General features: G+C 72.4%; 17 protein-coding genes. 9 read left to right on the forward strand and 8 right to left on the reverse strand.

Annotation, left to right across the window (positions count from 1 at the left end; all coding sequences use genetic code 11):
- Window positions 1-506 precede the first annotated feature (506 nt).
- Window positions 507-2,384 (reverse strand): chromosomal replication initiator protein DnaA, encoded by a 1,878-nt coding sequence (gene dnaA / locus AMK19_RS00285; protein WP_073807099.1) that lies wholly within the window; start codon window positions 2,382-2,384, stop codon window positions 507-509.
- Between the two features lie 427 nt (window positions 2,385-2,811).
- Here dnaA and rpmH point away from each other — a divergent pair, with 427 nt between their 5' ends.
- The 9 genes from rpmH to AMK19_RS00330 all read left to right on the forward strand — a co-directional run bounded on the left by rpmH (window position 2,812) and on the right by AMK19_RS00330 (window position 9,366).
- On the forward strand, window positions 2,812-2,949 hold the full coding sequence (rpmH, locus tag AMK19_RS00290; protein ID WP_073807100.1) for a 50S ribosomal protein L34: 138 nt from the start codon (window positions 2,812-2,814) through the stop codon (window positions 2,947-2,949).
- 19 nt (window positions 2,950-2,968) lie between these two features.
- Entirely contained in the window at window positions 2,969-3,397 is a 429-nt protein-coding gene (rnpA, locus tag AMK19_RS00295) for a ribonuclease P protein component (protein ID WP_073807102.1), read from the forward strand.
- Entirely contained in the window at window positions 3,394-3,708 is a 315-nt protein-coding gene (gene yidD / locus AMK19_RS00300; protein WP_073807103.1) for a membrane protein insertion efficiency factor YidD, read from the forward strand. Before rnpA ends, yidD begins: the two co-directional genes overlap by 4 nt.
- 3 nt (window positions 3,709-3,711) lie before the next feature.
- Window positions 3,712-4,860: a membrane protein insertase YidC gene (gene yidC / locus AMK19_RS00305; protein ID WP_073807105.1), complete on the forward strand. Its 1,149-nt coding sequence runs from the start codon at window positions 3,712-3,714 to the stop codon at window positions 4,858-4,860.
- A 59-nt stretch (window positions 4,861-4,919) separates the two neighbouring features.
- Window positions 4,920-5,441, forward strand: coding sequence for a Jag family protein (locus AMK19_RS00310; RefSeq protein ID WP_073807106.1), 522 nt, complete (start codon window positions 4,920-4,922; stop codon window positions 5,439-5,441).
- Between the two features lie 139 nt (window positions 5,442-5,580).
- Window positions 5,581-6,360 (forward strand): 16S rRNA (guanine(527)-N(7))-methyltransferase RsmG, encoded by a 780-nt coding sequence (gene rsmG / locus AMK19_RS00315; RefSeq protein ID WP_073807107.1) that lies wholly within the window; start codon window positions 5,581-5,583, stop codon window positions 6,358-6,360.
- 256 nt (window positions 6,361-6,616) lie between these two features.
- Window positions 6,617-7,579, forward strand: a complete 963-nt coding sequence (locus tag AMK19_RS00320; protein ID WP_241844220.1) for a ParA family protein — start codon at window positions 6,617-6,619, stop codon at window positions 7,577-7,579.
- A complete protein-coding gene (locus AMK19_RS00325; protein WP_073807110.1) occupies window positions 7,576-8,628 on the forward strand; it encodes a ParB/RepB/Spo0J family partition protein in 1,053 nt (350 codons plus the stop codon). Before AMK19_RS00320 ends, AMK19_RS00325 begins: the two co-directional genes overlap by 4 nt.
- Window positions 8,629-8,748: 120 nt before the next feature.
- Window positions 8,749-9,366, forward strand: a complete 618-nt coding sequence (locus AMK19_RS00330; RefSeq protein WP_073807111.1) for a GNAT family N-acetyltransferase — start codon at window positions 8,749-8,751, stop codon at window positions 9,364-9,366.
- Between the two features lie 175 nt (window positions 9,367-9,541).
- On the opposite strand, the gene trxA is transcribed toward AMK19_RS00330, so the two are convergent.
- The 7 genes from trxA to AMK19_RS35770 all read right to left on the reverse strand — a co-directional run bounded on the left by trxA (window position 9,542) and on the right by AMK19_RS35770 (window position 20,022).
- Window positions 9,542-9,868 carry a thioredoxin gene (trxA, locus tag AMK19_RS00335; protein WP_033254162.1) on the reverse strand — a complete coding sequence of 109 codons (327 nt, stop codon included), beginning with the start codon at window positions 9,866-9,868 and terminating at the stop codon, window positions 9,542-9,544.
- Window positions 9,869-9,986: 118 nt separating this feature from the next.
- Entirely contained in the window at window positions 9,987-10,955 is a 969-nt protein-coding gene (gene trxB / locus AMK19_RS00340; RefSeq protein ID WP_073807113.1) for a thioredoxin-disulfide reductase, read from the reverse strand.
- Between the two features lie 152 nt (window positions 10,956-11,107).
- Window positions 11,108-11,971 carry an anti-sigma factor family protein gene (locus AMK19_RS00345; protein ID WP_073807115.1) on the reverse strand — a complete coding sequence of 288 codons (864 nt, stop codon included), beginning with the start codon at window positions 11,969-11,971 and terminating at the stop codon, window positions 11,108-11,110.
- Window positions 11,968-12,705 (reverse strand): RNA polymerase sigma factor SigM, encoded by a 738-nt coding sequence (gene sigM / locus AMK19_RS00350; protein WP_083646405.1) that lies wholly within the window; start codon window positions 12,703-12,705, stop codon window positions 11,968-11,970. Before sigM ends, AMK19_RS00345 begins: the two co-directional genes overlap by 4 nt.
- A gap of 133 nt (window positions 12,706-12,838) precedes the next feature.
- Window positions 12,839-14,821: a protein kinase family protein gene (locus AMK19_RS00355; RefSeq protein ID WP_143199993.1), complete on the reverse strand. Its 1,983-nt coding sequence runs from the start codon at window positions 14,819-14,821 to the stop codon at window positions 12,839-12,841.
- 290 nt (window positions 14,822-15,111) lie between these two features.
- On the reverse strand, window positions 15,112-17,508 hold the full coding sequence (gene murJ, locus AMK19_RS00360; protein WP_143199994.1) for a murein biosynthesis integral membrane protein MurJ: 2,397 nt from the start codon (window positions 17,506-17,508) through the stop codon (window positions 15,112-15,114).
- A 48-nt stretch (window positions 17,509-17,556) separates the two neighbouring features.
- Window positions 17,557-20,022, reverse strand: coding sequence for a DUF6049 family protein (locus tag AMK19_RS35770; protein ID WP_073807117.1), 2,466 nt, complete (start codon window positions 20,020-20,022; stop codon window positions 17,557-17,559).
- Window positions 20,023-20,120 lie beyond the last annotated feature (98 nt).

Raw genomic sequence — 20,120 nt, forward strand, 5'->3', positions numbered from 1 at the left:
GAACTGTGGACGCCGTTGTGGAAAACCTGGGGACAACTGCCCGCGTCCTGTGGACGAGCTGTGGACAGTCCTGGGGTCATCCTGACGGGTGCTCAGTTCTCCACAGGCTGTGGATAACTGTTGTGCACAAGTCCACAGGGGTCTGACCTGCGCCGAAGAGCGTAGCTGCGATCCCCTTGTGGAGGAACCTCGGGATAACTTTCGGCCGGTGGAGCCTGTGGACGGGGAAAATCACCCGTTCCTGTGGACAACTCCCGTACGCACCCGAACGGTTCGAATTGCTGAGCAAATGTTCGGGCGGGCGGCGGATCGGCCGCCCCGGCTGTTCGGACGACTCCTGCCCCGCCGGCGGCCCTTCCACACACCCGCCGGCCGCCCGGATTCCTCGGACGGGCGCCGCGAAGCCCCTAGCGGGCCTTGGGCGAGCCTTGGGCGGGCACGCCGAAGGGGAGCCCGGCCCGCTTGGCCGGACTCCCCTTCCCGATGCGTCAACTGCCGCCCGGCGGCTAGCTCTTGATGCGGTTGGTGAGCTCGGTGACCTGGTTGTAGATGGACCGCCGCTCGGCCATCAGCGAGCGGATCTTCCGGTCCGCGTGCATCACCGTGGTGTGGTCCCGGCCGCCGAACTGCGCACCGATCTTCGGCAGCGACAGGTCGGTCAGCTCCCGGCACAGGTACATCGCGATCTGACGGGCCGTCACCAGCACCCGGCTGCGCGAGGATCCGCAGAGGTCCTCCACGCCCAGGCCGAAGTAGGCGGCCGTCTGCTGCATGATCACCTGCGCGGTGATCTCCGGCCCGGCGTCCTCGTCCCCGCCCGGGATCAGGTCCTTCAGGACGACCGCGGCCAGTTCCAGGTCGACCGGCGCCCGGTTCAGGTTGGCGAACGCGGTGACCCGGATCAGCGCGCCCTCCAACTCCCGGATGTTGCGGGTGATTCGGGACGCGATGAACTCCAACACGTCGGCGGGAGCGTTGAGTTGCTCCTGGATCGCCTTCTTGCGCAGGATCGCGATCCGGGTCTCCAGCTCCGGCGGGGTGACGTCGGTGATCAGGCCCCACTCGAACCGGTTGCGCAACCGGTCCTCCAACGTGATCAGCTGCTTGGGCGGCCGGTCCGAGGAGAGCACGATCTGCTTGTTGGCGTTGTGCAGGGTGTTGAAGGTGTGGAAGAACTCCTCCTGCGTCGACTCCTTGCTGGCCAGGAACTGGATGTCGTCGACCAGCAGGATGTCGATGTCCCGGTAGCGCTTGCGGAACGCGTCCGCCTTGCCGTCCCGGATCGAGTTGATGAACTCGTTGGTGAATTCCTCCGAGCTCACGTACCGCACCCGGGTGCCCGGGAACAGGCTGCGCGAGTAGTGCCCGATGGCGTGCAGCAGGTGGGTCTTGCCGAGGCCGGACTCGCCGTAGATGAACAGCGGGTTGTACGCCTTGGCCGGGGCCTCGGCGACGGCCACCGCCGCGGCGTGCGCGAAGCGGTTGCTGGCACCGATCACGAAGGTGTCGAACAGGTACTTGGGGTTCAGCCGGGCGTTCGGCTCGTCCTTGCGCGAGCCGCCGGCCGGGGGAGCGCCGGGCGGGGCGGGGACGCCGGGCGCGGGTCGCCGCTCGGGCGGGCCCGGTCGGTCGGCCGGACGGTGGGCGCCCCGCCGGGCGCCGCCGTGCCGCGGCCGGTCCTCGTCCGGGGAGCCCAGCGCGCCGCCGAACAGGTCGCCCTGGGCGGAGTCCGGGCCCGGACGGCTGGTCCGCCGCGGGGCCGGCTCCGGACGGCGCTCGGGCGCCGCCTGGGGCTCCCAGCTGCCGCCGTTCGCGTCCGGCTGCTCCCGGTACGGGTCCTGCGGCACCGAGCCGTAGGGCTCGGCCGGCGGGTAGCCCGACTGGTACGCGGGGCGCTGGTAGTCGTCGACGGGACGGCCCGGCCAGGCACCCGGCTGCGGCTGGTGGGCGGGGCCGGACTGGTAGCCCTGCTGCTCGGCGGGGTAGCCCTGTTCGGACGGATAGCCCTGCTCGGCGGGGTAACCCTGCTCGGACGGGTAGCCCTGCTCACCCCGCGGGTGCGGCCACTGCTCGGCGCCACCGGTTTCCGGCTCGGGCTCCGGCTCGGCGGGCGGGGCGGCGTTGGCGTCCACCATCACGGCGATCCGCACCTGGCGGCCGAACTCCTGCGAGATGGCCTCGGTCAGCTGCGGCAGCAGCCGGCCCTCCAGCACGTGCTTGGCGAACTCGTTGGGCGCCGCGAGCAGAGCCGTGTCGTGCATCATCCACATCGGCTGGGTGCGGCGGATCCACTGCTTGTCCTTCTCCACGACATCGCTGTCGCTGACCAGTCGCTCGACGACCCTCGACCACATCAGGACGAGATCGCTGTTGACATCAGCCACTGGTACACGCTTTCTCGTTCCCCGGGCAGGGGCAGTCAGTCAAGGGCGGGAGAGGTTGGGGCGCTGCGGCACGGAGGCGGCCGCCGGCACAGAACAAAAGAGACAAGTCCTGCAACGGTAGTCAGCGCGCAGAGCTGATTCAAGTCGTTGTCCACAGGCTGTGGGCAACGGGCCGACATCCACCGGGTTTGACCCTCGGACCTGATGCCACGTACCGTAACCAGGTCGAGTTGTCGATGGCCGCTGCCGCATGTCCGCGGGTCCGCCCGCTTCCATGACGCGCGCAGCACGGGCGCCGTGGTGGTCCCGGTCCAGCAGATCTGGGTCCCGGGACGGGATTTCCCAAGTGCAAGGGGAGATCGCGCGGACGCACGGTGACGGCCAAGCGACCCCCCGTCATCCTACGATTCACCCCAGGAGCCCCCGAGTGAGCAAGCGCACCTTCCAGCCGAACAACCGTCGTCGCGCCAAGACCCACGGCTTCCGGCTGCGCATGCGTACCCGTGCCGGTCGCGCCATTCTGGCGACGCGCCGCGCCAAGGGCCGCAGCGCCCTGTCCGCCTGATCCGCGAAAAGGGTCTGCAGTGCTGCCCACCGAGAATCGGCTGCGGCGGCGCCAGGACTTCGCGACCGCGGTGAAACGCGGTCGCCGCGCCGGTCGGCCCCTCCTGGTGGTCCACCTCCACAGAGAGACTGGACCCGACGAGGGCGCCGACCGGAACAGCGACTCCCGCCCGCACGTCGCCGAGGGGCTTCCTTCGGCGCGTGCGGGTTTCGTCGTGAGCAAGGCCGTGGGGCCTGCTGTGGTGCGCAACGTGGTGAAGCGTCGGCTGCGCCACCTGGTCCACGAGCGTCTGTCCCGGTTGCCCGCAGGTAGCCTGATAGTGGTACGGGCGCTGCCTGCTGCGGCGACGGCCTCGTACGCAGAACTCGGGCACGACCTGGACGCGGCGTTGCGCCGCCTGCTCAGGTCGGAACCGGCCGGCAGTGCCCCGACGGGAACAGGGCGATGAAGTACCTGCTGATGGGCCTGATCAGGCTCTACCAGTGGACGATCAGTCCGCTGCTCGGCCCGGTGTGCCGTTACTACCCCTCGTGCTCCCGCTACGGGTACGAGGCGGTGCGCGTCCATGGGGCGATCAAGGGAGGCGGGCTGACCGTCTGGCGCATCCTGCGCTGCAATCCCTGGTCTCCCGGTGGGGTCGACCATGTTCCTCCGCGAAAGCATCCGGTGTGGCATCGCCGGCTGCGCAATCTGCTGAGCCCCACGAGCGGGACCGCCGAGCCGGAGCCGGTGGCGAAGCCCGACGTCCAAGGAGTCTGACCGGTGACCTTCGGTTTTCTGAGTCCCCTCTACTACGCGGTGTCCTGGATCATCGTCCAGTTCCACTCGCTGTTCAGCCACGTCTTCGATCCTGACGGAGGCTGGGCCTGGGGCCTGTCCATCGTGATGATGGTGGTCGTCATCCGGATCTGCCTGATCCCGCTCTTCGTGAAGCAGATCAAGGCGACCCGGGCCATGCAGGCGATCCAGCCGAAGATGAAGGCCATCCAGGAGCGCTACAAGAACGACAAGCAGCGCCAGTCCGAAGAGATGATGAAGCTGTACAAGGACGCGGGTACCAACCCGTTCTCCTCGTGCCTTCCGATCATCGTTCAGGCGCCGTTCTTCACCGCTCTCTACGGTGTGCTGGCCTCGGTCGCCAACGACAAGCCGATCGGCGTCATCGACCAGAGCCTGCTGGAGAGCGCCAAGCAGGCGCACATCCTGGGCGCCCCGCTGTCGGCGAAGTTCGTCGGCGCGGACAGCTTGCAGGTGCAGATCGTCGTCGCGGTCATGATCGTGCTGATGTCGCTGTCGCAGTTCATCACGCAGCGCCAGCTGATGACCAAGAACGTGGACCTCACGGTCAAGACGCCGTTCATGCAGCAGCAGAAGATGATGATGTACGTCTTCCCCATCATCTTCGCGGGCATGGGCATCAACTTCCCGGTCGGTGTGCTGGTCTACTGGCTCACCACCAACGTCTGGTCGATGGGCCAGCAGCTGATCGTCATCCGCAACAACCCGACGCCCGGCAGCCAGGCCTGGAACGAGCGTCAGGTGCGGCTGAAGAAGCAGGGCCGGATCAACCCGGACGGCTCGATCAAGAAGGTCGGCGTGCTGGCCTCGCTGACCGGCTCCAAGAACAGCGCCGAGGCCGAGGCCAAGGCGGTGGCCGAGGAGAGCGTGCAGGTGCGCCGGCAGCAGCCGCGCAAGCAGAGCAAGGCCCAGCGGCAGGCCACGGCGGCGCACCAGGCGCACGGCGCGGACGAGCCGGGCCCGGCGGACGAGGCGGACGCCGAACCGGCCGGGGACGGGAAGTCCGATGCGAAGCCGGACGGGGCGAAGCCGGCGGACCGACAGGGCCAGGGCCAGGGCCAGCGCCAGCAGCCGCGGCGCGGCGGCCAGGGCCAGCGGCCGAAGAAGAAGTAGTCCCGACCCCTCGTTCTCGGCCCCCGATCCGAGGGCCCCATTTCTGAAGGAGTCCACCTGTGACGGATGGCACCACTTCCGCCGTCGACACCGCGCCGGCCGGTGAGAGCGCCCTTGCGCGTCTGGAGCGCGAGGGTGACATCGCCGCCGACTACCTGGAGGGTCTGCTGGACATCGCGGACCTGGACGGCGACATCGACATGGATGTCGAGGGGGACCGGGCACTGGTCTCCATCGTGGGCGAGGGCGACGACCGGACGCTGCAGCGGCTGGTGGGCCAGGACGGCGAGGTGCTGGAGGCGCTCCAGGAGCTGACCCGGCTGGCCGTGCACCGGGAGACCGGTGAGCGCAGCCGACTGATGCTGGACGTCGCGGGCTTCCGGGCCCGCAAGCGGGCCGAGCTCGCGGAGCTGGGCGCCGAGGCGTCCGAGCGGGTCAGGAGCACCGGCGAGCAGGTCAAGCTGCGGCCGATGACCCCGTTCGAGCGCAAGGTGGTGCACGACGCGGTGGCCGCCGCGGGTCTCCGCAGCGAGTCGGAGGGCGAGGAGCCCCAGCGCTGTGTGGTCGTACTGCCGGCCTGATGCCGGTGGTGCCGTCGGAACGGCGTCCGACCCCGCCCGCCTCTCGCGGGCGGGGTCGTTGCCTTTGCGGTGGACTGATGTTTCACGTGGAACAGTGTGGGACGGGTGGGTGGATTCGACGGTGAGCGGAGAGGCAGAGATGGACAGGGACGGCACGGTGCCCGAGGCGCCGCTGGAGGGGCCGGCCGAAGCCCCGGAGGCGGCGGGACGGGTCTTCGGTGATCGGCTGCCGCAGGCCGTGCGCTACACCGAGCTGCTGGCGACCGCCGGAGTGCAGCGCGGACTGATCGGTCCGCGTGAGGTGCCCCGGCTGTGGGACCGGCACGTGCTCAACTGCGCGGTGCTGGCCGAGCTGCTGCCCGCCGGGGTCTCGCTGTGCGACGTCGGCTCCGGTGCCGGTCTGCCCGGCATCCCGGTGGCGCTGGCCCGGCCGGACGTCTCGGTGACGCTGCTGGAGCCGCTGCTGCGGCGCACCACCTTCCTGGAGGAGGTGGTCCGCGAGCTCGGTCTGGACAACGTCACCGTGCTGCGGGGCCGGGCCGAGGAGACGGTCGGGAAGCTGGCCGTGGACGTGGTGACCGCCCGCGCGGTGGCGCCGCTGGACCGGCTGGCCGGCTGGGGCATGCCGCTGCTGCGGCCCTACGGCCAGATGTTGGCGCTGAAGGGCGACACCGCGGAGCAGGAGCTGACCGACTCGCGGGCGGCGCTGACCCGGCTGGGCGCGGTGAAGTGGTCGGTGATCGGCGTCGGCGAGGGCGTGCTGGAGACCCAGACCCGGGTGGTCCGGGTGGAGGCCGGCGAGAGCCCGGGCGGCGTCAGGGCGGCGACCCGGCGGGCCAAGGCGGCCCGGGCCGGTCGCGGCGGCAAGGGCGCCGAGGGCGGGGGCCGTCGTGGTGGCGGCGGCCGCGGGCGGCGCTGAGTTCTGAGGATGTGTCGGCGGGGCGGGTGGCGATCGGGTCACCCGCCCCGTTCGCTTGTCGGCGCCCCGGAGTGTCGGCCCGGTGGACCCGGACATTCCGGGCATCGTGTTTCACGTGAAACGTCGCTTCCTGTTGACCGGCATCCTTGATCAGGAGCTGCAGCGGACCCGTGAACGGGACCGGGCAGTGACTGTCGCGGCTCCGGTTTCACGTGAAACACTGACCCCCATGCAGGAGTCGGAGATCGTCGATCAGGTGGATGAAACCCCCGTCGCACGTGCCGCGCACGCCACCGTCCCGGTCACCGGGTACGCCGGGGAGGGGCTTCCCCGACCCGCCGTCACCCGGGTCATGGTGGTGGCCAATCAGAAGGGTGGGGTGGGCAAGACCACCACCACCGTCAACCTGGCCGCTTCGCTCGCCATGCACGGCCTGCGGGTGCTGGTCATCGACCTCGACCCGCAGGGCAACGCCTCGACCGCCCTGGGCATCGACCACCACGCCGAGGTGCCGTCGATCTACGACGTGCTGGTGGAGGGCAAGCCGCTGGCCGACGTGGTGCAGCCGGTGGTGGACGTCGAGGGGCTGTTCTGCTGCCCGGCGACCATCGACCTGGCCGGCGCGGAGATCGAACTGGTCTCGCTGGTGGCCCGGGAGAGCCGGCTGCAGCGGGCCATCGCCGCCTACGAGCAGCCGCTCGACTACGTGCTGATCGACTGTCCGCCCTCGCTCGGGCTGCTGACCGTCAACGCCATGGTGGCCGGTCAGGAGGTGCTGATCCCGATCCAGTGCGAGTACTACGCGCTGGAGGGCCTGGGCCAGCTGCTGAAGAACGTGGAGCTGGTGCGGGCGCACCTGAACCCGGCGCTGCACGTGTCGACCATCCTGCTGACCATGTACGACGCCCGGACCAGGCTGGCCGCGCAGGTCGCCGAGGAGGTGCGGACGCACTTCGCGCACGAGGTGCTGCCCACCGCCATCCCGCGATCGGTGCGCATCTCCGAGGCCCCGAGCTACGGGCAGACCGTGCTCACCTACGACCCCGGTTCCAGCGGTGCGCTCTCCTACCTGGAGGCCGGCCGCGAGCTGGCGCTGCGGGCGGTCGTCAAGGCCGAGGGCGGTCGTCACCGGGCAGGCGCGGCGGTCGTTCCGCCGCGCAGCGGCGCGGAGCCGTCCGCGTCGACGGCACAGCACAGTTCGATGGAGGGCAATCGGTGAGTGGTACGCGCAGGGGTCTGGGCAGGGGTCTGGGGGCGCTGATTCCGGCGGCCCAGCCGGCGGCCGGGGGAACGGCCGCACCGGCGGACCCGCCGGCCCCGGTGGTTCCCACCGATCGCGGCACGGTGGCCGCCAAGGCCGCCGCGGAGAGTCTGCGGGAGCTGGCCGGCGACAAGCGCCGCAGCGTGCTGGAGGCGGCGCTGTCCCCGGTGGAGGGCGCCCGGTTCGCCGAGCTGCCGCTGGACTCGATCAGCCCCAACCCGCGCCAGCCGCGCGAGGTGTTCGACGAGACCAAGCTCGCCGAACTGGTCAGCTCCATCAAGGAAGTCGGCCTGCTGCAGCCCGTGGTGGTCCGTCAGACCGGGCCGGAGCGCTACGAGCTGATCATGGGTGAGCGCCGCTGGCGGGCCTCCCGGGAGGCCGGTCTCGACGTGATCCCGGCGATCGTCCGGGCCACCGAGGACGACAAGCTGCTGCTGGACGCGCTGCTGGAGAACCTGCACCGGGCCGAGCTGAACGCGCTGGAGGAGGGCGCCGCGTACGACCAGCTGCTGCGCGACTTCGCCTGCACGCACGACCAGTTGGCCGCCCGGGTCGGCAAGTCCCGTTCGCACGTGTCCAACACGCTGCGGCTGATGAAGCTGCCGGTCTCGGTGCAGCTGAAGGTCGCGGCCGGGACGGTCAGCGCCGGCTGTGCGAAGGCGATCCTGATGGTGCCGGACGCGGCGGGTCAGGAGCTGCTGGCCGAGCGGGTGGTGGCCGAGCTGCTGACGGTGCGGGCCACCGAGGAGATCGCCGGGCTGATGGCCGGTGGCACGCCGAAGCCGAAGAAGGCCGCCCCGCGGGCGGGCCGGATGGACTCGCCGGCCTTCAGCGAGCTGTCGGACCGGCTCTCGGACCGCTTCGAGACCCGGGTCAAGGTCGAGGCCGCGCAGCGCGACGGGCGGATCGGCAAGGGCAAGGTGGTGCTGGAGTTCGCCTCGGCCGAGGATCTGAACCGGATCCTGGACAGCCTCGCGCCGGGCGAGCAGGGGCTGCGGCTGTCCTGACGTCGGTGACCCCGAACGGCGAACAACGGGTGCATGTTTCACGTGAAACGTGCACCCGTTTCGTTGGGCGGCGCAGACTGGACTTCTGGGCCGTTTCCGCGTGGAGGAGGAGGTACGGGCGTGGGGCGAAGGGTCGTTCCGCTGACGCTGGACAACCTCTCCGATCTGCCGAACACCTGCCGCTCCTGCGTGTTCTGGGAGCTCGACCCGGTCAGTGGGCGGGCCGCGCAGGACGCCGGCAAGGGCGAGTTGGAGAAGGAGGGCTGGATCTCCGCGGTGCTGCTGGACTGGGGGTCCTGCGGCAGAGTCGTCTACGTGGACGGCCGTCCGGCCGGTTTCGTGCTCTACGCGCCGCCCGCGTACGTGCCGCGCGGCCAGTCGTTCCCGACCAGCCCGATCTCCCCGGACGCGGTGCAGCTGATGGTCTCCCGGCTGCTGCCGGAGTTTCAGGGGCAGGGCCTGGGGCGGGTGTTGGTGCAGACGGTGGCCAAGGACCTGATCCGGCGCGGCTTCCGTGCGATCGAGGCGTTCGGTGCGCAGGGCAGCGAGGTCCCCAGCTGTCTGCTGCCCGCCGACCATCTGCTGGCGGTCGGTTTCAAGACCGTCCGGCCGCACCACCGGTACCCGCGGCTGCGGTTGGAGGCGCGTTCCACGCTGTCCTGGCGGGGTGACATGGAGGGTGCGTTGGAGCGGCTGCTCGGCGGGCGGCGCAAAGAACCGGCGCTGCGGCCGTTCTGAGGGAGGCTTTCTCCGCTCCGGGCCCTTCGGTGCGGAGCCGGCCGCCAGGGCTCCCGGGGCATCCTGACGAATCCTCAGGAGGCTGCGGAGACGAGGCTGCGGAAACACCGAGGCGGCCCGCCCGGGGGAGAGGACTCCCCGGGCGGGCCGCCTCGGTGACGGCATCCGGAACGGACTACAGGTACTCGGCCAGCTCGCGGAGCAGCGCGGCCTTCGGGCGGGCGCCGGTGATGGTCTTCACCAACTCACCGCCCTTGTAGACGTTCAGGGTCGGGATGGAGATCACGTTGTACGCCGCGGCGGTCTCCTGGTTGGCGTCCACGTCGAGCTTGACGACGGAGAGCTTGTCGCCGTGCTCGGCCGCGATGTCCTCCAGGACCGGGGCGACCTGGCGGCACGGGCCGCACCAGGTGGCCCAGAAGTCGACCAGGACGGGCTTGTCGCTCTTGAGAACCTCGGCGTCGAACGTCGCGTCGGTTACTTCCTTGGTGGCGCCGGCCACGGGAACTCCTTGGGGTCGGAGGTGAGGTGCGAGAGGTGTAACAACGGCGGGGGCGGTTCTGTTTCGGTGCCGGAACGGTGGCCGCCCCCGGCCGGGGGGCTGCTCGGCCCCCGGCAGGTCAGACCGCGACGGCGGCGGTCTCGGCCTCGGCGTCGGTCAGCGCGGCGAGGTAGCGCTCGGCGTCCAGCGCGGCGGAGCAGCCGGTGCCGGCGGCGGTGATCGCCTGGCGGTAGGTGTGGTCGACCACGTCGCCCGCGGCGAAGACGCCGGGGACGTTGGTGCGGGTGGAGGGGGCGTCGACCTTGAGGTAGCCCTCGGCGTCCAGGTCGAGCTGGCCCTTGAAGAGGTCGGTGCGCGGGTCGTGGCCGATGGCGATGAACAGGCCGGTGACCGGGAGCTCGCGCAGGTCGCCGGTGTTGGTGTCGCGCAGGGTGACGCCGCTGAGCTTCGGGTCGCCGTGGATCTCCTCGACGGCGCTGTCCCACTCGAAGCGGATCTTCGGGTCGGCGAAGGCGCGTTCCTGCATGGCCTTGGAGGCGCGCAGGGTGTTGCGGCGGTGGACGATCGTGACGCTGCGGGCGAAGCGGGAGAGGAAGGTGGCCTCCTCCAGCGCGGTGTCGCCGCCGCCGACGACCGCGATGTCCTGGTCGCGGAAGAAGAAGCCGTCGCAGGTCGCGCACCAGGAGACGCCGCGGCCGGAGAGCTTGTCCTCGTTCGGCAGGCCGAGCTTGCGGTGCTGGGAGCCGGTGGTGACGATCACGGCGCGGGCGCGGTGCACGGTGCCCTCGGAGTCGGTGACGGTCTTGATGTCGCCCGTGAGGTCGACGGAGACGATGTCGTCCGGGACCAGCTCGGCGCCGAAGCGCTCGGCCTGGGCGCGCATGTTGTCCATCAGCTCCGGGCCCATGATGCCGTCGCGGAAGCCGGGGAAGTTCTCCACCTCGGTGGTGTTCATCAGCGCGCCGCCGGCGGTGACTGCGCCCTCGAAGACCAGCGGCTTCAGGGAGGCGCGCGCGGTGTACAACGCAGCGGTGTACCCGGACGGGCCGGAACCGATGATGATCACGTTACGGACGTCGTCGCTCACTGCATCTCCTGGTTGGCATGGCGTCCCGCTTGCGCGGAGGAGGGCGGATGTTCCACCGCCCCGGACAACGGCTTACCAGTCTCCCGCATTCCCAGGCCCGACCGCACCAGCCACCCGCGGTCCGGGCGTGGGTGGCTGGGAACGGTGAGGAATCAGGGGGCCGGGACGGTGCTGTGCAGCAGGATCGTCGATCCGGGGCAGTCCGGGGTGGCGAGGTAGACGTCGAGCGGTCCGCTGCCGCCCGGGGGGCGGAACACCAGGGCCAGCACCGGGCGGCCCCGGTAGGTCCCCGGCCCGGTGGTCAGCGGCGGGTCGGCCGGGTGTCCGGCGGCGGCCAGCATGCAGGTCGGGGTGTCGCTGCCCGGGTCGGCGGGGGAGAGTCCGGCGGCGGGCTTGGCAGCCAGCAGTTCGCGGATCTGCGCCGGGAGTCGGTCGGCGGTGAACTCCGGCAGCTGCCCGCCGGCGGCGTTCGGGTGGGGGTGCGAGCTGCCGCCGGAGGCCGCGTCGACGGCGCTGTCGCCGGTGGCAGTCGGGAAGCTGCCGGTGGGCTGGTTCCGGGCGATCAGCAGCCCGCCCAGGGTGGCGGCGAGGGCCACGGCGGCGGTGCCGAGCAGCAGGCCCGCGGTGCGGCGGCGACGGCGGGGGCGGGCGGGGCGTCCCGGGCCGGTGGCGGCGCGCGGGGCGCCGGCCGGAGCGTCCGTGCGCAGCGGGGCGGTCGGGCCGGACGGGGCCGCGGCGGGCTTCGGCGGGTCCTCGGCGCGGGTCTGGGCGCGGGCGGCGGATTCGGCGGCCAGTGCGGCGGTCAGCCGGTCGGCGACCTCCTGCGGCATCGGCGGGGCGGGGACGTCCGCCAGCAGCTCCGGGAGGCCGCACAGCGCGGCGTAGTCCTCGGCGCAGGCCGGGCAGGCGGCCAGGTGGCGGTGGAGCGGCTCGGCCTGCTCGGACGGCAGCAGGTCCTCGGCGAGATCGGCCAGGGCGTCCAGCTCGGGGTGCTCGGAAGGCGGGTGCGGCGTCATCGCGGGGTCGCATCTCCTTCCAGCGCGGTGGCGGGATCCGTGGGTGGGACGGGGGAGGGCCGGTGCGGGTTCCCGGACCGGGGCGCGGGCGGTGTTCCACGTGGAACACCGGTGGCGGAATCCGGTGAGCCGGCCTCCCGCGGGCCGGATGTTCCACGTGGAACATCGCCCGGGCCGAGGTGGCGCAGCAGTGGGAGCAGGCGGGCCCGGCCGCGGGCGCAGCGGCTCTTCACGGTGCCGACCGGGACGCCGAGCACCTCGGCGGCCTCGGCGACCGGGTAGCCCTGCATGTCGACCAGCACCAGGGCGGCCCGCTGGTCGGCGGGCAGCGCGGCCAGGGCGTCGGCCACCTCGCGGCGGGTCTCGGCGCGCACCGCGTGGCTCTCCGCGCCCTCGCTGGTGCCGAGCGCGGTGTCGGTCGGGCCGCCGGGGTGCTGGTCGAGCGAGTCGGCCCGGCGGACGGCGCCGCGGCGGGCGCGGTCCAGGCAGGCGTTGACCACGATCCGGTGCAGCCAGGTGGTGACCGCCGAGCGGCCCTGGAAGCCGGCCGCGGCGCGGAACGCGGAGACCAGGGCGTCCTGGAGCGCGTCGGCGGCCTCTTCGCGGTCGCCGAGGGTGCGCACCGCGACCGCCCAGAGGCGGTCGCGGTGGCGGTGCACCAGCAGCCCGAAGGCGTCCGGGTCGCCCGCCGTGTGCCGGGCGAGCAGTTCGGCGTCGGTGGGCTCCTCGGCCATCCGCCCCCTCCTTGCGGTCCGGCCGTCGCTCCGGCGGCCGTGGGTCACCATCGTTGGGGATCCGCCGGGGCGGATCAAGAGCCGGGGCGGATCAGGAGGCGCGGCGGATCAGGAGGCGCGGCCTCTCCGTGGCTCAGCCGTTGACCTGGATCTCGGCGATCTTGCCGCGGTAGCCCTCGTCGGTGCTGGGCACGGCGGTGAGCCAGACCAGCAGGTACCGGGTGTTGACCGGTGCGGTGGGCTTCAGGGTGGCCTTGCTGCCGGAGCCGGTGGCGATCGTGGTGAGGGTCCGGTAGCCGCTCTCGTCGGTGGTGGGCGCGGTGGTGGCGCCGGCCGGGGCGGCCTTCAGCTCGACCTTGGTGTCGCCGATGAACTGGACGTCCACCGAGCTGACAGGGCGGGCCGAGCCGAGGTCGATCAGCAGGCCGGTGCCGGGCCGGTAGGTGCCGAACTGGTCGTTGTAGCGCTGGGTGGTCCAGGCGGTCGTCGGGTTGCCGTCGGTGGCGTAGGGGATCTCGCCGGGGTGCTCGTCCTTGGTCTCGCCGAACGCGTTGAACGGGGAGATCGAGGTGATGGCGAGCTTCTCGCCGGTGGTGACGGGGGCCTTGCCGGTCGGGTCGGGGGCGGGCGCGCTGTGGTTGGCGGGTGTCCCGCCCTGCTTGTTGTAGTGATCCACCGCTTGCCAGGAGCCGACGGTGACGGCGGACAGCGCCACCAGCGAGGCGGTCCACTTGAGCACCCGGCGCAGGCCGCGGCGGCGTCGGCGCGGGGCGGGCCGGGGGGCGGCCGGGGCGGGCGCGGGCTCGGCGACGGGGATCGTCTGGGTGGGCGCGGCGGCGGAGTAGCGCGGCGGCCGGGAGGTGGACAGGGCGCGCAGCGCGGGCGGAGCGGGCTGCTCCGGCGGGCGGATCTTCGGCAGTTCGGCGATCGCCGCGGCCAGTTCGGCGGGGGTGGTGATCGGCTCCTTGTGCTCGCACAGGATCCGGGCCGCGAGCTCCGCCAGGCCCTTGTGGACGCCGGCCCGGACCTGGTCCGGGGGGACGCAGCCGAGGTCCTTGGGGAGCCCCTGGAGGTCGTAGCGGTCCTCCGGGTACGGCCAGCGGTGGGTGAGCGAGGCGTACAGCAGGGCGCCGATCGCACGGACGTCGGTCAGTTCGGCGTCCTCGGTGGGCAGGCCGCGCAGGGCGGCGTCCACCGCGATGCCGTTGATCCGGTACTGGCCGCCGTCGGTGCGCAGCACGCACTTGGGGGTGAGCCGCAGGTGGGCCTGGCCGCGCTGGTGGGCGGCGGCGATGGCGTCGGTGACCTGGCGGACCATCTGGTAGGCGTCGTACGGCTCCAGCGGGCCGTCGGCCAGCAGTTCGGCGAGGTCGCGGGCGCCGGGCAGCCATTCGCGGACCACGTAGACCAGCTCGCCCTCCTGCACCGCGTCCAGCACCTGGACGAAGCGGGGGTCGCCGAGCAGGGCGGCACTGCGGGAGGCGGTGAGCACCGACTTGGCGCGGCGGTGGCCGGCCGAGAGCAGGTGGACGCCGACGGCGCGGCGGAGCTTCTCGTCGACGGCGCGCCAGCTGGTGAAGGTGTCCGACTCGGAGATGCACTCCTCCAGCCGGTAGCGGGCGCCGATCTTGTCGCCGCTGTGCCGCTGCGGGGCGGGCAGCACGGCGGGCAGTGTGGCGGTGTCGGCGTCCAGGGTCTCGGTGCTGGTGGCCGGGGCGGGCTCGGAGGGTTCGACCGGGGGCAGCGGGCGGCGCACGCCGCGGCTGCGGGAGGGGCGTTCGGGGCGGTTGCCCTGGGCGGACAGCTCGGCGTCGATCTCCTGCGCGGAGAGCGGGGCGGTGGCGTCGGCGGGCGGCCGCGGTTCCTCGCTCGCGGGCGTGGCGGCGGAGGGCCGCAGCGGGGTGGCCGGGGTGTCCTTCGCCCCGGTCTTCGAGGCGCCCTTGGGCGCGCTCTTCGGGGAGCCGTTCGCGGTGCTCTTCACCGCGCCGTCGGCGGCGCCCTTCGCGGCGGGGCCGCGGTCGGGTCCGGTGTCGCGCTGCGAGGTTCCGGGCGCGGCCTCGGTCGCCGCCCCGTCCGTCTCGGACGTGTCGACGATCGCCTTGGTGCCGTCAGCCACCGTGGTCCTGCCTCCCCTTGTGTCGTCCCGGTACGGGCCGGGACGGTCGACGAGCCGCTGCCGGAGTGGTCGGCTGTGCTGCAAGGTCAATTGTGCCCACTCCCGGCACCCTGGTACGACCGCTGAGAGTGCCGAGGGGTTGCCCCCTTACCCACTTCCGGGCGAACGGCAGACGAATGGGCCGGAATCGGGGGTTCGCCCCGACTCCGGCCCACCGTAGGGGGACTGAGTCACCGACGGATCGTCGGCACTCCGATTGACGCGTCGTCAACCCGTGACCGGCGCTCCGGTCAGCGGCCGAGCCGCCGCCGGACCATTCCGGTGAGCGCGTTGAGTTCCTCTATGCGCATCCGGCGGGCCAGCAGCAGGAACACCGCGAGCTGGACGACGGCCGCCGCCGCCAGCGTCAGGACGTTGCCGAGCCAGCCCCAGCCGTCCAGCGCCTGCAGCGCGAACACCTCGATCACCAGGCCGACCACGGCGGCCGGCAGCGAGGCGATCGCCAGCCGGACGTAGGTCTTGGTGATCCGGGCGGTGTCCAGGCCGCCGATCCGCGCCTTCAGCTTCGGCAGTGCGACCGCCACGCCCACCGCGTAGGAAAGGCCGTAGCCCAGCGCCATGCCGGTCACCGCCCACTGCGCGGGCAGCACCAGCCAGCACAGCACCGCGGTGCCGGCCTGGGTGAGGGCCACCCAGACGGTGTTGGAGAACGGCGTGCGGGTGTCCTCGTACGCGTAGAAGCCGCGCAGCAGCACGTACTGCACCGAGTACGGGATCAGGCCGAGGGCGAAGGCGGAGAGCATGAAACCGACCGCGGTGGTGCCGTGCGCGGCCGCGCCGCCGTTGCCCAGGCCGTAGATCGAGGAGCCGATCACCGGGCCCAGCGACAGGAACAGGAACGCCGCCGGGACGATCGCCACCGCCGAGGTGCGCAGGCCGTAGGAGAGGTCGTCGCGGACCGCCCCGGCGTCCTGGTCGGCGGCCGCCCGGGACAGCCGGGGGAGTACCGCGCTCATCACCGAGACGGTGATGACGGCCATCGGCAGCTGCCAGATCAGCAGGGCGTTGGAGTACGCGGCCAGGCCGACGCCGAGGTGGCCGTCGTGTTCGGCGGCCTTGCCGGAGGCGGTGGCCAGCTGGGTCACGACCAGGAAGCCCGCCTGGTTGGCCAGCACGAACAGGAAGGTCCACTTGGCGAGCCGGGCGGCCTTGCCCAGTCCGTGGCCGCGCCAGTCGAAGCGCGGCCGGAACGAGAAGCCCGCCGACCGCAGGTACGGGATCATCGACAGCGCCTGCACCGCCAGGCCCAGCATGGTGCCGATGCCGAGCAGCCGGACGCCCTCGGGGGAGATGCCCTGCGGGGTGACCCCGGTGTGCTGGAAGGTGCCGTACACGCCGATGTACATCGCGAAGGTGAAGATCACCACGAGGTTGTTCAGGACCGGCGTCCACATCATCGCGCCGAACCGGCCGCGGGCGTTGAGGATCTGGCCCATCACCACGTGCACGCCCATGAAGAAGATGGTCGGCAGGCAGTACCGGGCCAGGGCGACGGTGGTCTCGGCGCTCTGCTGGTCGCGCATCAGCGCGTGCGAGATCAGCTGCACCAGGACCGGCGCGGCCAGCACCGCGACGAACACCACGCCCGCCAGGCCGGTCACCACCAGGGTGAGCAGCCGGTTCGCGTAGGCGGTGCCGCCGTCCTCGTCGTTCTTCATGCTGCGGACCAGCTGCGGGACGAACACCGCGTTCAGCGCGCCGCCGCCGATCAGGATGTACAGCAGGGTGGGCAGCGTGTTGGCGGCGTTGTACGAGTCGCCCATCGAGGCCACGCCGATCGCGGCGGCGATCACCATGGTGCGCAGGAAGCCGGTGCCGCGGGAGACCAGGGTGCCGGCCGCCATGATGGCGCTGGAGTTGAGCAGCCCGGTGACCCGGCCGGCGCCGCCACCGCCGGTCGGCCCCTCCGGGGACGGGGACGGGGTCGGGGCCTGCGCGGGTTCGGCGGTCGGCGCGGCCGGGGCGATCGGTGCGGCGGCGGCGTTGGCCTCCAGTACGGCCGCGTCGGCCCGCATCACCGCCTCCTCCTCGGACAGCGGCGGGTCGAACTCGATCGGCGGCACGTACGGGTGGCGTTCGCCCGCGGCGGGGGCCGGCTCGGGGCCGAGGGCCTGGGCCGGCCCGGCGAGGCCCTCGGCGTCCTCCGGAGCGGCCTGTGGAGCCTCCGGGGCGGGCGTGGCGGCCGGCGCGGGGGGCACCGGCGGCGCGGCCGGCGGGGCCTGCTCCGGGGCCGCCAGCAGGGTCTCCACGCCGACGTACTCGGCGGCCTCGGCGTCCCGGCGCGACCCGGCCGGTTCGGCGGCCTCCGCGGCCACCTCGGCGGCGATCGACGCCCAGCGCGGGGCCGGCGCGGTCAGCTGCAGGGTGTCGTCGGCGTCGCGGCTGGACTGGCCGGGCACCGCCGCCGTGCCTTCCGGGGCGTCCTGGGCGCCCGCGGCGTCCGGGACGGCGTCCGGCAGGTCGACCTCGCCGTACGGGTCCGTGCTCCCGTACGCCTCGGCGGCGTACGGGTCACGGGCGTAGGTGTCGGCGACGTACCAGTCGGCGGCGGGGCCTGCGGCGGCGGCGCGGTCCTGGGGCCTACCTCCGCCCTGGTCCTGTGTTGCTCGCTCGCTCCGCTCGTTCATGCCACCAATCCACGTCAGAGGGGGGACGTGCGCCCGGGGGGTGAGGCGCTAGTGATCCACCTTCTCATCACCGGCGACCCGATCGCTGACATCGCGGTCGGACGGGGGGTCCGCGTCGGCCGGCTTCCCGTCGTCGCCGTCCTTGCCGTCGTCCTTGCCGTCGTCCTTGCCGCCGTCCTTGCCGTCGTTCCGGTCGTCGCCGTCCGGGCCGTCGCTGCCGTCGCTGCCGTCGGTGCCGCCGCCGTCCGACAGCGGACGGTCCGGGTCCTCGTCGATCTCGCCGGCCGCGCGGCGCTTCTTGCGCTGCAGGTAGAACCGGATGCCGGCGAGGATCATCAGCGCGGTGCCGCCGGCGATCACGTACGTCACGCCGCTGGCCACCGAGGTGACGTCGACGGTGAACTCCACCGGTTCGCCGTAGCGCTGCGGGTTCGGGCCGGTGGTCCACAGCTCCGCGGTCACCTGGACCTGGCCGTTGACCTGCGCCTCGGCGGGGAAGCGGAAGGTGCGGGCGGTGGTGGCGTCCAGCACCACGGGCTGGTTCTCGCCGACGTTGAGGCGGTTCGGCTGGATCGAGGTGACCCGCAGTTCCAGGTTGCCGACGGCCTGGGTGAGGTCGTTCTTCACGCTGATCAGCAGCGTCGCGTTGTCGCCGGGCAGCGTCACGGTGCTCTTCTTCGGCACCCGGACGGCCGACTTCAGGTTGTCCAGGTAGTGCTGCACCCCGGCCCGGTAGGCGACGCCGGCCTTCTGCTGGTCGCGCCAGCTGGTGGACATCGAGCGCACCATGGCCGCGCTGAACGGCCCGCGCACCCGCTCCGGCTGGGTGAGGATTATCATCAGCTGGTCCACGCCGTCCTGGAGGCCCATGGTGGCGCTGATCTCCGCGGCGGACAGCTCGGCGCCGGTGGCGTCGCCCGGGTAGTCGTTCGGGACGTTGGTGTTGGCGTTCGGGTCGGCGGGCAGGTCGGCGACCTTCTGCAGCGAGACCGGGGCGACCGGGCCGCCGTTGCCGGTGGCCGCCTGCATCGAGTCGTGCAGCGCCTGCGCGGTGCCGACGGTCAGCGACCGGGACGGCAGCACCAGCACGCCGCGCGGGTGCTCCGGCTCCTGGTGGGCGATCGCCAGGGTCTCGGCCAGGAACCGCTGCTGGGCCATGGTGCGGTCGTGCGGGCTGCTCAGGTCGCCCTGGAACAGCGAGGCGAGCACGGCGTCGGAGACCACCGCGGTCTGCCCGTTGCCGATCGGACGGGCCGCGTTCGGCGTGTACGTCAGCTTGTCGGACTCCGGCATCGACGTGCCGTTGACCAGCACCAGCCGGCCGCCCGCCGCGCCGGCCACCGAGGCGGTCCGCTGGTCCAGCAGACCGCGGTACGGCCAGGCGACGTCCGAGCGGGCGTCCACCGGCAGACGGGCCTCGGTGGTGACCTGCCCGGCCGTCATCGCCTTGCGCAGCGCGGCGTCCATACCGTTCAGGTGGGCGCCGTTGTGCGCGATCGAGGCGAGGTCCGGGTCGGCGTACGGCAGTGACACCACCTCGGAGTCCGGCTGCGCCGCGACCGCCTTCCGCAGGTTCGTCAGCCAGGCGGTCGCCGCGTCGCGGCCGGTGCCGGGCACGGTGTTGTCCTCGCGTGCGGACTCGCCGGAGGTGCCGGGCTTCTGCACCCGGTACGGCTTGGTCATCGCGAGCACGGTGTCCAGCAGGTCCGGGTCGATCGCCCAGGTCAGGCCCGGCATGGTGGCGCCGAGCTCGACCAGCTTGTTCAGCCGGCCGTCACCGGTCAGCTCGCCGACCAGGCTGTCGTCGCGCAGCACCGGCGTCTGGTCCTGGTCCGGCATGGTCTGCGCGACCAGCACCGGCGCGTGGGTCAGCGGCCAGACCACCGAGACCTTGGAGGGCTGGGCGTTGGTGCGGCCCTGGAACGGCAGGTAGGTGCGGGCGATGCCCAGCGGGTGCGCCGCCTCGTTGGAGGTGCTGCCCCAGAGGTCCACCGCGAGCTCGTAGCTGCCGGTCTCCTTGGCACCCAGTGCGGACACCGGCACCGGCAGGGTGAAGTCCTTGCTCTGCCCCGGGTCGAGGTCGCCGACCTCCTGGGTCGGGCTCTCCAGCGCGGTGCCGTCCTTGGTGCTCGGCGTGTTCCAGGAGCCCATCAGGTCGATGTCGCTGCGGGTGGCCAGTATCGGCTTTCCCGCGGACGGCACCCGCACCATGACCTTCGGCGACTTCAGCTTCTCCGAACCGGAGTTGGTGACCTTGCCGGTGATCGTCACGGTGTCGTTCTCGTGCGCGATTCTCGGCGCGCCGGTGCCGACCTGCACCGTGTCGATCTGCACCGCCGCCGGGTACTCGCCCGCCGCGGTCACCAGAGTGCCCGGCCCGGCCGCCGCAGGGGCGGCCGCGAAGGCCCCGACCAGCCCACCTGCCAGCAGGGCGGCGGTGCTCCTGGCCAGCAGGCCCGTCCACCGTCCGCGGTGCCCGGCCCCTGCCGCGCCCCGCCCGGTCCGCTCGTTCACGCGCGTCCTCGCCGTTCCTGGTCGTCTCGATCGCCCCACGCACCGACGCGGCCCCGCCCGACCCCGGCGGCCTCCGACACGGAGCATTCACCCGGCAT

Source organism: Kitasatospora sp. CB01950 (assembly GCF_001905465.1).
In the GTDB taxonomy this organism is placed as follows: Bacteria; Actinomycetota; Actinomycetes; order Streptomycetales; family Streptomycetaceae; genus Kitasatospora.

Excerpts from the sequence above, each read along its gene's own strand:
- rsmG (WP_073807107.1), top strand. The coding sequence starts at position 5,581 with ATGGACAGGGACGGCACGGTGCCCGAGGCGCCGCTGGAGGGGCCGGCC.
- yidD (WP_073807103.1), top strand. The coding sequence starts at position 3,394 with ATGAAGTACCTGCTGATGGGCCTGATCAGGCTCTACCAGTGGACGATC.
- sigM (WP_083646405.1), bottom strand. The coding sequence starts at position 12,705 with ATGGCCGAGGAGCCCACCGACGCCGAACTGCTCGCCCGGCACACGGCG.
- murJ (WP_143199994.1), bottom strand. The coding sequence starts at position 17,508 with ATGAACGAGCGGAGCGAGCGAGCAACACAGGACCAGGGCGGAGGTAGG.
- AMK19_RS00345 (WP_073807115.1), bottom strand. The coding sequence starts at position 11,971 with ATGACGCCGCACCCGCCTTCCGAGCACCCCGAGCTGGACGCCCTGGCC.